Genomic DNA, 14415 nt, shown 5'->3' on the forward strand with positions numbered 1-14415 from the left:
GGACTGCTGCACAGATTCTTTGCGGTGGTCGGTTCTCTTGCCGTCATCCTGGTGACCATGGTGTCGCTCCCGTGGACGGCACCGTCCGCGGACGACGTTGTTTATGGAAGCAATAGGGACTATACGGCCGATGTCGGTGCGGCGGAGCGCTGGCCCGAACGTTCTCTGCAGGACGTCGTCGGTGCCGCCGGGGCGGATGCGCAGTTCACCGACGAGACCAGCGAGCTGGAGGTCCTCAGCCCATCGGCCGCTGCGGGGCAGGCTGCTGGAAACGAGGTCTCTCAGGCCCGGGCGTCTGCTCCTGCTGAGCGGCCGGGCCCGGGGATTGCCTCCCCCTACGGGCCGATCACCGAGGCCGCAGGCGATCAGGGGGAGGACCCGTTCAGTGGCCTGGAGGCGCGCGAGTCGTGAGCAGTCCCGCACAGGAATCGCTGCTGACCTCCTATTGGTTGGCGCGTGCAAGAACCTACGATCGGCTGGTGGCCTCCTTCCAGTCGCAGTCCTCCCTCTCTCTGGGACAGCTGCGCCTGCGCGGGGGCCTGCTGGCCGTGTCCTGCCTGGCGGCGACGCTCGGCCTGTGGGGACTGTTCGTGTTCACCCACACCGGCCAGGCCCTCGACGCCATGGCCCTGGAGGGCTCGGAGATCGGATCGCACTACGTGAGCGCCCACGCCCGCAGGCTCCTGTCGGTGGTGTCCATGCCGGCGGCGGTCGTCCTCGTGGTGACGATCCTCGTCATCGGCCTGCTGCGTCGCAGCCACCGGCGCGCCGTGTGGGCCGTCGTCGCCGTGGCCGGGGCCAACCTGACCACCCAGATCCTCAAGTACCGGATCCTGTGGCGGCCCGACTTCGACATCACCGAGCGCTGGGACAACGCCAACACCCTGCCCTCGGGGCACACCACCATGGCGGCCTCCGCCGCGGTCGCCCTCATCCTGCTGTCCGGGCGGCGCTGGCGGCCTCTGTCGGCCTGGGCCGGGGGGCTGTTCACCATCGCCATGGGCTACTCCACCCTCGTGTGCCAGTGGCACCGCCCCTCCGACGTCCTGGCCGGGATCTTCGTGCCGGTGGCTTGGGGGGCCTTCGCCGTGGCCGGCGGGGCCTGGCGCGCCCCCTGGTCCCTACGCGAGGGGACCGGGGAGGAGGGCTCCGGTGAGGTGCCCGGACTGACCACCGTGGGGACGATTCCGGTGACGTCCGCCGGGCCGCGCCTGTGGCACCAGCTCGTCGGCAACATTCTGATGGCTGCTGCCGGCATCGTGTGCACCCTGGGGGCGCTCGGCCTGGGCACCTGGGTGTGGTGGCACCTGGACGGCCCGGAGACGCGCTGGCAGCTCTTCGGCGCCTACGCCACCGGGTCGGTGGCCGTCGTCGGCGTCACCTGCCTGGCCCTGTCCGCGCTCGTCTCACTCACCGACTGGGGCCGCACCCGCCGCAAGCACGAGGCCCGCCACCGCGACTGACGCCTACCCGGCGCCGTCGGGTACGTGCCCCCACCGAGGGGCGTTCGCCGTCTACTCCACGAGGGTCGGGATCCACTGGTCAGGGGTTGTGTGTACTCCACGGAGGCCGGGCCTTCGTGCAGTACGCACAACCCTCTGCGAGTAGCACCCCGCCCCCGTGCAGTGTTACTCCTCGACGACGGCGGCCGGGAGCCTGACGCTGAAGGTGGTCCCGTGGTCCTCGGGTGCGGTGGAGGAGTCGACGTCGATGCTCCCGCCGTGGGACTGGACGATGGCCAGCGCGATCGACATGCCCAGGCCCGTGGAGCCGGTGCGCCGCTCGCGCGAGGAGTCGCCCCGGGCGAAGCGCTCGAAGAGCCGGTCGCGCACATCGGGAGCGATTCCCGGGCCGTCGTCGTGGATGCGCACGATGAGCGTGTCGCCCTCGCGGGCCAGCGTCGTGGTCACCTGGCTGCCGGCCGGCGTGTGGACCCGGGAGTTGGCCAGGAGGTTGACGACGACCTGGCGCAGGCGGGCCTCGTCACCGATGACCAGCGGAGGCTCGGGCAGGAAGTCCTCGGCCTCCGCCGCCGTGGCGTCGGCCGGCGGCTCCAGGACGGCCAGGTCCAGCTGCCAGTCGTGGTCGGGGCCGGCCGCGCGGGCGTCGGCCACCGTGTCCACCAGGAGACCGACCAGGTCCACCTCCTCGCGGCGCAGCTCGCGTCCGGCGTCCAGGCGGGCCAGCAGCAGCAGGTCCTCGACGAGCGCCGTCATCCGCACCGACTCGGAGTGCACGCGCTCCAGGGCGTAGGTGGCCTCCTCCGGCAGGTCGGCGTCGGCCCCCTCCCGGCGGATGAGCTCGGTGTAACCGCGGATCGAGGCCAGCGGCGTGCGCAGCTCGTGGGAGGCGTCGGCCACGAACTGGCGCACCTGCGTCTCCGAGCGCTGGCGCGCGGCCAGGGCGGACTCCACGTGCCCCAGCAGCGTGTTGAGGGCGCCGCCGACCTGCCCGACCTCGGCCGAGGAGCCCAGGTCCGCCTTCTCCACGCGGTCCTCAATGCTCACCTCGCCGCGCTCCAGCGGCTGAGAGGCCACACGGTGCGCGGTGCGGGCCACCCGCTCCAGGGGCGCCAGCGAGGAGCGCACCATGACCCGCCCGGCCAGGGCCACCACGAGGGCGCCCACCAGTGCCACTGCCAGCTCGATGAGCAGCTGGGTGCGGATGAGAGCCTTGTCCCCCTCCAGGGAGAGCCCGGTGATGACCGTGCTGCCCGAGGCCTCGTCGCGGGTGGCCACCACCCGGTAGCTGCCCAGGTGGTGCAGGTGCACGGTGACGGGGTGGTCCTGGTTGGCCTGGGACAGCAGCAGCCGGCAGTCCTCCTTGGAGATGGCCGCGTAGTGGCCGTTCTTGTCGATGTAGGCGGCGGCCTCGTTGCTGGAGGCCGACGTCTGCGTGGTGATGAGCGTCAGGGTCCCGGTGGACTGCCCGGCGGCGTCGAGGCCGGGAGGGACCCCCTCCTTGCCGGGGCCGCCGTCGGCCCCGCCCGCCCCGTCGGACTGGTCGCCCGGCTTGTCCTGGCCCTCCTGCGCCGCCTCCTTGGAGGCCTTCCTGGCCTCCTGCGTCAGGTCGTGGCGCTTGTCGGCGGCGCGCTGGGCGGCCGCCATCAGCTGACTGTCCGTGCGTGCCATGAGCGTGTGGCGCAGGCTGACGGTGGAGAAGGCGCTCATGACCGCCGCCATGACCAGGACCAGCCCGAGCACCCCGACCACCAGCCGGGTGCGCAGGCTGCGAGGAGGTGTGAGGAGCGAGCCGGGCCGCCATGAGCGCAGGCTCATCCGCCGCCCGGTCGGTGCCGGTTGCCGGGGCGTCGGCGGGCGCTCAGCTGCGCTCATCGGTGCCGGCGACAGGCTTGAGGACGTATCCGACGCCGCGCATCGTGTGGATCATGGGCTCGCGGCCCTTGTCGATCTTGCGGCGCAGGTAGGAGATGTAGAGCTCGACGATATTGGCCTGCCCGCCGAAGTCGTAGTTCCACACCCGGTCCAGGATCTGTGGCTTGGACAGGACCCGGCGGGGATTGCGCATGAGGTAGCGCAGCAGCTCGAACTCGGTGGCGGTCAGCTGGATCTCGTCGTCACCGCGCCAGACCTCGTGGGAGTCCTCGTTCATGCGCAGGTCCCCGACCTCCAGCAGGGAGGTCCGCTTCTCCTCACTGGCCCCGGAGCGGCGCAGCAGGGCGCGCAGTCGGGCCACGACCTCCTCCAGGGAGAAGGGCTTGGTGACGTAGTCGTCGCCGCCGGCGGTCAGGCCTGCCACCCGGTCCTCGACGGCGTCCTTGGCCGTCAGGAACAGGACCGGCACGTTCGGGCGGTGGCCGCGCACTCGGCGCATGACCTCCAGGCCGTCGAAGTCGGGCAGCATGATGTCCAGGACGATGACGTCGGGGTCGATCTCCTGGGCGGACCGGACGGCTGCGATCCCGGTTCCGGCGGTGGTGACCTCCCAGCCCTCATAGCGCAGGGCGGAGGCGAGCAGGTCGGCGAGCATCTGCTCGTCGTCGACGACCAGGACACGTAGGGGGGAGCCGTCGGCGCGGGTGAGGTTCTCGGTGGGGGCGTTAGTCACGTCGTCTATTCAACAGGAAGGTGCTGTGCTCGACCACAGCGCGACCTGTGCTCCGACTGTGTTACCGATCTGAGACCCAACAGAGACGCGGCGGCGCGAGCGCTGTGACATGCTTAAGCGGTCATGCGTCTTGGTTGTTGATCCCCACATTCGCGTGCGCCAAAACGTTACTTCGTAGCGTAGTCCCATAGAGAGCGGCCCAGTGGTATCTCAGCCGTCCCCTCGTCCAGCGTGTCGCCGTCGATGAGTCGGCGTGGACCTTATTTCCCTCATATCCCTCATACAGCAACAGCAGGAGAGTCATGGAATACGTCGATGGCAACGAGCGCCGCTTCGGTGCCGAGGACCTGTTCTTCTCGACGACGGATACCAAGGGCGTCATTCGCAGGACCAACCGGGTCTTCGATTCGCTGTCCTGTTACAGCTCCGAGGAGCTCGTCGGCTCTCCGCACAACATCATTCGGCATGACGACATGCCCGTTGGAGCCTTCAAGCTCATGTGGGACGACCTCAAGCAGGGGCGCTGTTCCTGCGTCTACGTGCTCAATCGCGCCAAGGACGGGCGCGACTACTGGGTCTTCGCCACGATCGCCCCGCTGGCTGACGGCTACCTGTCCGTGCGCGTGCGCCCGACCAACTACGCCATGTTCACCCCCGTCAAGGAGATCTACGCCCGCGTGCGGGCCGCCGAGCGCGCCTACGCCGAGGAGGGCCACGGGCGCCGGGAGGTCGCCGAGCACGGTGCGGCGCTGCTGACCGAGGAGCTGGCGAAGCTCCAGTACCGCGACCTGCACAACTTCGCCCGGGCCGCGCTTCCGCGCGAGCTGGCGCTCCTGGTCGTCGAGGGCGTCCGGGTGCCGCCGCGCGCCGAGTCGGACGATCCCATGTCCGGCGTCCTTCAGGCCGTCGCCGCCATCGAGCGGGATACCGACGAGCTCATCCACCAGCTCGGCGAGTATCAGGAGCTCATCAACGGTCTGGGCTCCTGGGCCGACGGGGTGCGTTCGGTCATCGACCGGGCCGACCGTGTGGGCTCCCTCATGGGGGAGGTGATCAGTCCCGACGCCGAGTCCTCCGTTCCCACCGTCTCCGAGCGCGTCAAGGAGCGCGGGGCTCAGGCCGTCGAGGTGCTGCGCCAGCTCAACTCCTCCCTCGTGGCGCTCTACGAGGCGGTCTCCGAGGTGCGCTTCCGCAGCTCGATGATGCGTCTGCACACCCTCATGGCCGGCATCTTCGCCGCCGCCGTCCTGGACGGCCAGGAGGGGGAGTCCGCCGACGCCATCGGAGACCTCGCCGAGGCGATGCTCTCCGACCTGGAGGAGCTCGTGCCCTCCTGCCGGGAGGCGGCGAACCTGGTCGAGCGCCTGGAGGGCGATCTTCGCTCCGTGGTCAGCAATCTCGACCGCGTCAAGCGGCCCTTCCAGCGCTGGATCCGCGCTCTTCAGGATGAGGGGGCCCAGGCGCTCGTCGAGGGCGTCGACGCCGAGGCCGCCCTGAGTGAGGCCGTCGCCGTGGGCGAGCAGGGCTTCCCGGAGACGGCCTCGCTGGCCGAGCTGGCCGCCAAGGCCCGCGGTGTCGTTGTGACCTTGGACGAGTCCGTCATCCGTCAGCGGGTGGCGACGGTTCGCGAGACCCTGAGTCACCTGGGGGAGTAGTTGGCAATATTCTACAAGACAGCTTCCACCTTATTGGTGACAATGCCATAAATCGTCTTCCGCGGGATCGCGCGTCTCACTACGTTCTTCTCGGCACTGTGTGAGGGGCTGAGGGAAATGGTCCTCTGGCGAGGTGCTCCCGCGAATTATTCACCCTGAAGGAAAGCACCATGGAGTCACAGGTCGGTTACGAGCGTTTGTTCGATCCACAGGACATCTTCTTTTCCACCACGGATCTTAAAGGTGTCATTCAGAACACCAACCGGACATTCGACACGCTGTCGCGTTACTCGCGCGAGCGTCTTATCGGGGCTCCGCACAACATCATTCGTCACCTGGACATGCCGGCGGGTCTGTTCCGCCTCATCTGGGACGATCTGCAGGCTCGGCGCCCGGCCTGCGGATACATCACCAACCGTGCCGTGGACGGCCTGGACTACCGGGTCTTCGCCACCATCGTGCCGCTGCGCCAGGGGTACCTGTCGGTGCGGATCAAACCGATGGACACTGCGACCAGGGAACGGGTCGAGGAGGTCTACCGCCGGGTGCGCGCCAAGGAGCGCGACCTGGAGGCCCGGGGCGCCTCGCGCCACCAGCTCGGTGAGTTCGGTGGTCGTGAGCTGGCCGCGGAGCTGGCGGCCCTGGGCTTCTCCCGCCTGTACGACATGACACTGGCGACCCTGCCGCGCGAGGTGGCCGCCCTGGTCGCCGCCGGGGTTCGCGTTCCGGCGGCCGCCCCCGAGGGGCTGGGTGCCGTGGCCCGGATCCTCAACGCGGTGGCCGCCATGGAGAAGGACACCGACGCCCTGGTCTTCGAGCTCGACGAGTACCTGCGCCTCATCACCACCATGGAGGCCACCCACGACTCGGCCCGGGTGGTGGAGGCGCGGGTGAGGCGCATCGGCCAGCTCGTCTCCCACGACGTCGGCGACAGCGCCCAGACCAAGGTGCTCATGCTCAGTGAGCGCATCACCGAGTTCACCGGTGTCGCGGGCGCCGAGCTCAGCGGGCTGCCCTCGCGGCTCAGGGTCCTGCACCAGTCGGTCACCGAGCTGCGCTTCTCCGTGGCCCTCATGCGCCTGCTGACTCTCATGGTGGGGCGCTTCGCCCAGGCCATCCTCGATGGCAGCGAGGTGGACGCCGTGCACTCCCTGACGGACCTGTGCGAGGCGCTCGAGTCCGGCCTGCGCGGACTGGGTCCCGTGCTGCAAACCGTGAGCGGCCAGGTCGCTCAGCTCAACGACGCCCTGCACACCGTGACCTCCAGCCTGGACCGGGCGGTCCGGCGCCTGGGGCAGTGGGTGGACCTGCGCGGCGGCGGGGCCGGCTCCTCGGGCTCACCGATCATCGACGAGGTCGCCCAGCTCACCTCCCGCGGCTTCCCCGAGGTCCGTTCCCTGGCCGCGCTGGCCGCCGAGTGCCGCGGACTGCACCTGCCCTACGACGAGACCATCGCCGCTCAGCGCCTGGCCGCCGTGCGCAGCGCCCTGGCCGAGCTCGTCTAAGACGAAAGTCGTTCTCCCGGACACTGCCTGGTCGGAAAAGGTGGGGGGTGCGTTACAGTCGGCTGGGAACCGGCATGCGCCGACTCCCCACCGTCCCCTCGTCGGGGCCCCGGATCGCCCGAATCGTCACGATCACGCGGCGATCGCCGGGACCTGCCGACAACCACCCGCAGACCCGCCAGCCGCGGCCAGCCGCGCACCACCCGTGAGGAAGGCTTTACGTGTCCACCAAGCTCGTCATCGTGGAGTCCCCCAACAAGGTGCGCTCCATCGCCGGCTACCTGGGTCCGGAGTTCGACGTCGAGGCCTCCGTGGGGCACATCCGCGACCTGCCGCAGCCCTCCGAGCTGCCCTCCACCATGAAGAAGGGCCCCTACGGGAAGTTCGCGGTCGACGTCGAGGACGACTTCACCCCCTACTACGTCGTCAACCCTGACAAGAAGAAGACGGTCGCCCAGCTCAAGAAGGCCCTCAAGGACGCCGACGAGCTCTACCTGGCCACCGACGACGACCGCGAGGGCGAGGCCATCGCCTGGCACCTTCAGCAGGTCCTCAAGCCCAAGGTGCCGGTGCGCCGCATGGTCTTCACCGAGATCACCCGTGAGGCCGTCACCCGGGCCCTGGACAACACCCGCGAGCTGGACATCCACCTCGTCGACGCCCAGGAGACCCGCCGCATCCTGGACCGCCTCGTGGGCTACGAGGTCAGTCCGGTCCTGTGGCGCAAGGTCCGCGCGGGCCTGTCCGCCGGGCGCGTGCAGTCGGTGGCCACCCGACTCGTCGTCGAGCGCGAGCGCGAGCGCATGGCCTTCCGCTCCGCCTCCTACTGGGGGGTGGAGGCCACCTTCTCCACCGTCCTGTCCGCCGTGGACGTCACCGCCCGCCAGGAGGCCTCCTTCACCGCTCGGCTCGTCACCCTCGACGGGCGGCGCGTGGCCACCGGACGCGACTTCAACGACGACGGCCAGCTGCGCCCCGCCGCGCTCAAGGCCTCCGCCGTCCACCTCCACCAGGTGGGGGCCACCGCCGTGGCCGAGGCCATCGGCCGGGGGGAGCCCCGCGTGGTCGGCGTGGAGGACAAGCCCTACAAGCGCCGCCCGGCCGCCCCCTTCACCACCTCCACCCTCCAGCAGGAGGCCTCCCGCAAGCTGCGCATGAACCCGCGCGAGACCATGCGCGTGGCGCAGGGCCTCTACGAGAACGGCTTCATCACCTACATGCGCACCGACTCCACGGTCCTGTCCGGCCAGGCCGTGGCCGCGGCCCGCTCGCAGGTGGCCGAGCTCTACGGGGCCGAGTACGTCCCCGAGCGCCCCCGCGTCTACGCCTCCAAGTCCAAGGGCGCCCAGGAGGCCCACGAGGCGATCCGCCCCGCCGGCGACCACTTCCGCACCCCGGCCCAGGTCTCCGGCGAGCTCACCGGCGCCCAGTTCCGCCTCTACGAGCTCATCTGGAAGCGGACCGTGGCCTCCCAGATGGCCGACGCCGTCGGCTCGACCGCCACGGTGAGCGTCGAGGTGCCGCTGACGCCGGTGGCCGGCGAGTCGCGCGACTCCGGCCCCACCTTCTCCACGGCCGGCCTGACGGCGTCGGGCACCGTCATCACCTTCCGCGGCTTCCTGGCCGCCTATGAGGAGGGGCGCGACGCCGACCGCTACCAGGACGACTCCGGCGCCACCGCCAAGGATTCCAAGGACGTGCGCCTGCCCGCGATGATCGCCGGTCAGGAGCTGGCCTCCCTGGCCGCCGAGGCCGCCGGCCACGCGACCACGCCGCCGCCGCGCTACACCGAGGCCTCCCTGGTCAAGGCCCTTGAGGAGCGGGAGATCGGCCGCCCCTCGACGTATGCGGCCACCATGTCCACCATCTCCGACCGCGGCTACGTCGACCACCGTGGGCAGGCCCTGGTTCCCACCTGGCTCGCCTTCGCCGTCACCCGGCTGCTGGAGGAGAACTTCACCGAGCTCGTCGACTACGACTTCACCGCCTCCATGGAGCGCGACCTCGACCGGATCGCCGCCGGCGAGGAGGACCGGGTCGCCTGGCTGCGGCGTTTCTACACCGGTCAGGGCGGCGCCGGCGCCCCGGAGGCCGCCCAGGTCGCCGCCTCGGGTGAGAACGACGCCGCGGCCGCCGCACTGCGCGCCCACGGGCTCAAGGGCCTGGTGGACAACCTCGGCGAGATCGACGCCCGCGCCGTCAACTCCATCGAGATCGGCGAGGGCATCACCCTGAGGGTGGGGCGCTACGGCCCCTACCTGGAGGACGCCGAGGGCAAGCGCGCCAACGTGCCGACCGACCTCGCCCCCGACGAGCTGACCGTGGACAAGGCCCGCGAGCTCTTCACCCGCGCCGCCGATGACGGCCGCGAGCTCGGCGTCGACCCGGTCAGCGGGCACGTCATCATCGCCAAGGACGGCCGCTACGGCCCCTACGTCACCGAGATCCTGCCCGACCCGGAGGAGACGACCGAGGCGAAGACGACGGAGACGGCGAAGACGACGGAGACGACGGAGACGGCGAAGACGGCAAGATCGACGAAGGCGAAGAAGACCACCAAGGCCGCCAAGCCCAAGCCCCGCACCGCCAGCCTCCTGCGCTCCATGGACCTGTCCACCGTGACCCTGGAGCAGGCCCTGGACCTGCTGAGCCTGCCGCGCGTCGTCGGACAGGACCCGGAGTCGGGCGCGGACATCACCGCCCAGAACGGCCGCTACGGGCCCTACCTCAAGAAGGGCACCGACTCGCGCTCCCTGGAGACCGAGGAGCAGATCTTCACCGTCACCCTGGAGCAGGCCCTGGAGCTCTTCGCCCAGCCCAAGCGGCGTCGAGGACAGGCGGCCGCCCGCGGACCGCTGCGCGAGCTGGGGCAGGACCCCGCCACTGACAAGCCGGTAGTCATCAAGGACGGCCGCTTCGGCCCCTACATCACCGACGGGCAGACCAACGTCACCGTGCCCCGCAGCGAGGACCCGGCCACCATCAGCGCTGAGAGGGCCTTCGAGCTGCTGGCGGACAAGCGCGCCAAGGGCCCGGCCAAGAAGCGCACCACCCGTAAGACCGCCGCCAAGAAGACGACGACAACGAAGAAGACCACCACCAAGAAGACCACTGCCAAGAAGGCGACGAGCAAGGCGGACGCCTCGACGGAGGGCTGAGGGGCCGCGGTGGTGGTGCTGGCCGCCGTCGCAGAATGTCCCTGTCTGCGCAAGCCGATTGCCCCGTGATCATCATCGCGGCCCGTGTCGCAGTTCTGCGACAGCACTGCGACAGGGAGAGGATACCCGGCCGGTATTGTATTTCTTGTACAACTCCCCACATGATTCCTGAGAGGAACCCATTATGCGTCTGCCCAAGATCGTTCTCGCGGGTACCGCCGCCCTGGCCCTGACCCTGACCCTGGGCGCCTGCTCCTTGTCCGTCAACGGTTCCGGCTCCGGGGACTCCGGCACGCCGGCCGCCCAGGCTGAGCAGAAGGACTCGCAGAGCACCGACTCCAAGGACTCGTCCAAGGCCGATGCCAAGGGGACCGCGACGGCCGACTCCCAGCCCTCCTCCGACGGCTCGGCTCAGGCCACCGCCGCCCCCAGCAACAAGGCCGGGGACAAGGATGATGACAAGGACGGCGACGACGCCCCCATCACGGATCCCACCTGGAAGGACATTCAGAGCACGGGCCAGCGCACCGAGGTCTCCGGTGCCTACGTCGTCCAGGGAACCGGGAAGAGCTTCAACCTGGTCGGCGACCTCGACACGCTGGCGGTTCAGGGCTCTGACGTCAAGATCGCCGCGGAGGACGTCGACACCCTCACCGTTCAGGGCTCCAACGTCACCGTCTACGCCCGCGACATCGACCACCTGACCATCCAGGGCTCCAACGTCACCGTCCACTGGCTGGGCGACGACCCGACGATCCAGGACTTCGGCTCCGGCAACACCACCGGGAAGCTCTCCCAGTGAGACTGCCGTGACCCAGCCCGCCGCACCGGTTCCGTCCGCCACCGTCCTGCTCGTCGACGACGAGGCCCCCATCCGCCGCTCACTGGGACCTTACCTGGAGCGCGGCGGGTACCGGGTCCTGCTCGCCTCGGACGGGGTGGAGGCCCTGGACACCCTGGCCTCCTACCAGGTGGACATCATCGTCTCCGACGTCCTCATGCCCAGGATGGACGGGCGTGAGCTGGTGCGGCGGGTCAGGGCCGATGGGGCCTGGACCCCCATCATCCTGCTCACCCAGGTGGACGCCTCCTATGAGCGGGTCTCGGCCCTTGATGACGGCGCCGACGACTACCTGTCCAAGCCCTTCGACCCCGCCGAGCTCGCCTCCCGGATCCGCGCGGTGCTGCGCCGCACCCGCGGCGTTGCCCAGCCGCTGACCTCCGCCGCCCGGCTCGTGGCCGGGGAGCTGCTCCTGGAGCGGACCTCGCGGCGGGTGACCCTGTCGGGGCGCGAGGTGACGCTCACCCCGAAGGCCACGATGCTCCTGGACTACCTCATGAGCCATCCCGGAGAGCTCCACACCCGCGATGCCCTGCTGGCCTCCCTGTGGGGCATCGACTTCGCCACCTCCACACGCGCCGTCGACCACCGCATCCGCGAGATCCGCCAGGCCCTGGGCGACGACGCCGCCCACCCCACCTACATCGAGACGGTCCCCTCCGTCGGCTACCGCTTCCGGGCCGAGGTCCGGGCATGAGCCTGCCGCCGATGCCGCCGCAGCTGCCGCCCTCGGTCCCGCCGCGCGCGGCGCCCGCGCAGGACGGCCGCATCAGCTTCCTGGGGCCGGCGGTGGACACGGGTGGTCCGCGCACCGTGCCGGTCACCCGGCCCGGGGCGCAGGCGGAGCAGTCCGTACAGCCGCCGAGCCACCCACTGGCGGGCCACCCGGGGAGCCGGCCGCAGCAGGTGGCCGCCCCTCAGCAACCGGTGGCCGAGCCCCGGCCTGTCGAGCCCTCGGCCGGGGTCGTCGCTGAAGCTGTCGCCGAAGCCGCCCCGACACATCCGGAACCCGCGACGGAGGGGCCCCGGCGGGCCACCTGGATCGGATGGGTGCTGGCGGTGGTGCTCGTTGCTGTTGCGGCGGCGGTCTCCTACGCGGCCTTCGGACTGGCCCCGGTGGTCATCTCGACGGCGGTGCCGCTGGTGGTGGCGGAGGCCGGGCTCGTTCTGCTGCTGCTCGCTCTGGCCGCGACGGTGATCCGCCGCAGGCTGCGGCTGGCGGAGCAGCAGGGGCGAGGCCAGGCCCAGGAGGAGGCCTGGTCCCGTCACCAGCAGTTCCTGCGCCGGCTGGACCACGAGCTGAAGAACCCGCTGACGGCGGTGCGGGCCGCCGTCGCCGACCTGCCGCAGGCCCCGCCCCACGAGCTGCAGGCCCGGGTCGACGTCGTCGACGCCCAGGCCCGCCGGATGGGGCGCTTGGTGACGGACCTGCGCAAGCTGGCCGACCTGGAGACGGCCGCGCTCTCACTGGAGGACGTCGATATCGCCGAGACCGTCCACGACGCCGCCCAGGCGGTCGGTGAGGAGGGGGCGGCGCGTGGCGGCGGGCCCAAGATCCGCCTGGATCTGCCCCAGGTGCCGTGGCCGCTGTCGCATGTGCGCGGCGACGGCGACCTGCTGTACTCGGCCGTCTACAACGTCATCTCCAACGCCTCGAAGTACACCCAGCCCGGCGGGACCGTGGAGGTGCGCGGTCGGGAGGAGTCCGGCACCGTCACCATCGAGGTGGCCGACACCGGGATCGGGGTGCCGCAGGCCGACCTGCCGGCCGTGTGGAGCGAGCTGGCCCGGGCCGGCAACGCCCGGGGCCTGCCGGGCTCGGGGCTGGGGCTGGCGCTGGTGTCCACGATCGTGCGCCGCCACGGCGGCAGCGTACGCATGGCCTCCCGCGAGGGCGTGGGCACCCGGGTCTGGCTGAGCCTGCCCGTCGCGGGCCCGCCGGATATGTCGTGATCGCATGACGGACCGGCGGCTGGGGCTGAAGAACCCGCCCTCACCCCGCCCTCACCCCTGTCGCAGTCCTGCGACAGGGCAGGAATCAGGCGGCGACAGCGACTCAGTAACGTTCTGGACATGACGAAAACACTCATCTCCCTGCCCTCCCTCGCCCTCATCACCGCCCTCGCGCTGAGCGGCTGCTCCCTGACCGTCGGAGGAGGTTCGTCGTCGCCGGCTCAGGGGCAGGAGACCGGGGTCGGTGCGGACTCCAGCAGCTCCGCGGGAAGCACTCAGGCCCCTGCCTCCGCCCAGGCGACGGGAGCCTCCGGCTCCACGGGGCAGGCCGTCGCCGGCTACGAGCCCGGCCAGATTCCCCCGATCCCCATGATCGCGCTGCCCGACCTCAGCCTGCTCACCCAGTCCACGGGCGCCTTCACCCCGGACCTGACACGCTCCATCACCTCCCAGCCCGGTATCACCGTCAGGCCCGCCCGCTGCGACGCGAACGGCTCGCTCGTCTCCGGCTCCACGGTCCTGGGCGGAGACGGCTCCATGACCACGAGCTCAGGAGCCACCGCAGTCACCAATAACGGTGACGGCTCAGGGACGTTCAACGACGGCAGGGTCTCCATCACCAACAATGGTGACGGCTCGGGCACCTACTCCGACGGCAGGGTCTCCATCACCATCAACGGTGACGGCTCGGGCACCTACAGTGATGACCACCTCTCGGTCACCGTCAACGGCGACGGCAGCGCCATCGTCAACGGCTCCACGATCTCGGCCAAGCCGGTCCCCAAGGCGGGCAAGGTCGGCACCTTCCCCTCCATCGACGCCGCCAAGCCCGTGCAGTCCTGCGGCACCGTCATCACCCTGGAGGAGGGCGTCCTGTTCGACTTCGGCTCATCCGACCTGCGCGGCGAGGCCTCGACCACCTTGAGCAGCCTGGCCACCGTCCTCAAGGACTCCAAGGCCCCCAAGGTGCAGGTGCAGGGCCACACCGACTCCGTCTCCGACGACGCCTTCAACCAGAAGCTCTCCGAGCAGCGGGCGCAGGCCGTCTCAAACGCCCTGAAGTCCGACGGCGTGTCCGCCGACCTGGAGGCCGTCGGCTACGGCGAGACCAAGCCGGTGGCCCCCAACGAGAACCCCGACGGCTCCGACAACCCCGGCGGTCGCCGCCTCAACCGCCGCGTCGAGGTCTTCGTCCCGACTTTCTGAGGTCTCACATCGCGGCCGCTACGCTGGGG

At 70.4% G+C, this 14415-nt stretch carries 11 protein-coding genes; 9 read left to right on the forward strand and 2 right to left on the reverse strand.

What is annotated here, in order from left to right:
• The first annotated feature begins 24 nt into the window (after nucleotides 1–24).
• Together BKH32_RS08510 and BKH32_RS08515 are read left to right on the forward strand one after the other, a co-directional pair.
• A complete protein-coding gene (locus BKH32_RS08510) occupies nucleotides 25–411 on the forward strand; it encodes a hypothetical protein (RefSeq protein ID WP_075249539.1) in 387 nt (128 codons plus the stop codon).
• On the forward strand, nucleotides 408–1463 hold the full coding sequence (locus BKH32_RS08515; RefSeq protein ID WP_256691428.1) for a phosphatase PAP2 family protein: 1056 nt from the start codon (nucleotides 408–410) through the stop codon (nucleotides 1461–1463). Before BKH32_RS08510 ends, BKH32_RS08515 begins: the two co-directional genes overlap by 4 nt.
• Before the next feature lie 165 nt (nucleotides 1464–1628).
• Here BKH32_RS08515 and BKH32_RS08520 read toward each other — a convergent pair whose 3' ends face one another.
• Both BKH32_RS08520 and BKH32_RS08525 read right to left on the reverse strand, forming a co-directional pair.
• The gene (locus tag BKH32_RS08520) at nucleotides 1629–3335 is read right to left on the reverse strand and encodes a sensor histidine kinase (RefSeq protein WP_430383795.1); all 1707 of its coding nucleotides are present in this window, start codon (nucleotides 3333–3335) and stop codon (nucleotides 1629–1631) included.
• Nucleotides 3322–4068: a response regulator transcription factor gene (locus BKH32_RS08525; RefSeq protein WP_075249545.1), complete on the reverse strand. Its 747-nt coding sequence runs from the start codon at nucleotides 4066–4068 to the stop codon at nucleotides 3322–3324. Before BKH32_RS08525 ends, BKH32_RS08520 begins: the two co-directional genes overlap by 14 nt.
• 302 nt (nucleotides 4069–4370) lie before the next feature.
• Here BKH32_RS08525 and BKH32_RS08530 point away from each other — a divergent pair, with 302 nt between their 5' ends.
• The 7 genes from BKH32_RS08530 (at nucleotide 4371) to BKH32_RS08560 (ending at nucleotide 14386) form a co-directional block, all read left to right on the forward strand.
• On the forward strand, nucleotides 4371–5723 hold the full coding sequence (locus BKH32_RS08530; RefSeq protein ID WP_075249547.1) for a PAS domain S-box protein: 1353 nt from the start codon (nucleotides 4371–4373) through the stop codon (nucleotides 5721–5723).
• A gap of 170 nt (nucleotides 5724–5893) precedes the next feature.
• Complete coding sequence (locus tag BKH32_RS08535) at nucleotides 5894–7228, forward strand: diguanylate cyclase (RefSeq protein WP_075249549.1); 1335 nt, start codon at nucleotides 5894–5896, stop codon at nucleotides 7226–7228.
• 221 nt (nucleotides 7229–7449) lie between these two features.
• On the forward strand, nucleotides 7450–10386 hold the full coding sequence (gene topA / locus BKH32_RS08540) for a type I DNA topoisomerase (RefSeq protein WP_075249551.1): 2937 nt from the start codon (nucleotides 7450–7452) through the stop codon (nucleotides 10384–10386).
• A 184-nt stretch (nucleotides 10387–10570) separates the two neighbouring features.
• Nucleotides 10571–11188, forward strand: coding sequence for a DUF3060 domain-containing protein (locus BKH32_RS08545; RefSeq protein ID WP_075249553.1), 618 nt, complete (start codon nucleotides 10571–10573; stop codon nucleotides 11186–11188).
• Between the two features lie 7 nt (nucleotides 11189–11195).
• Nucleotides 11196–11924: a response regulator transcription factor gene (locus tag BKH32_RS08550; RefSeq protein WP_075249554.1), complete on the forward strand. Its 729-nt coding sequence runs from the start codon at nucleotides 11196–11198 to the stop codon at nucleotides 11922–11924.
• Nucleotides 11921–13180 carry a sensor histidine kinase gene (locus tag BKH32_RS08555; protein WP_143222775.1) on the forward strand — a complete coding sequence of 420 codons (1260 nt, stop codon included), beginning with the start codon at nucleotides 11921–11923 and terminating at the stop codon, nucleotides 13178–13180. Before BKH32_RS08550 ends, BKH32_RS08555 begins: the two co-directional genes overlap by 4 nt.
• Nucleotides 13181–13300: 120 nt before the next feature.
• Nucleotides 13301–14386, forward strand: coding sequence for an OmpA family protein (locus BKH32_RS08560; protein ID WP_075249556.1), 1086 nt, complete (start codon nucleotides 13301–13303; stop codon nucleotides 14384–14386).
• Nucleotides 14387–14415: the final 29 nt, after the last annotated feature.

The organism is Actinomyces oris, from assembly GCF_001929375.1.
GTDB classification, from domain to species: Bacteria; Actinomycetota; Actinomycetes; order Actinomycetales; family Actinomycetaceae; genus Actinomyces; species Actinomyces oris_B.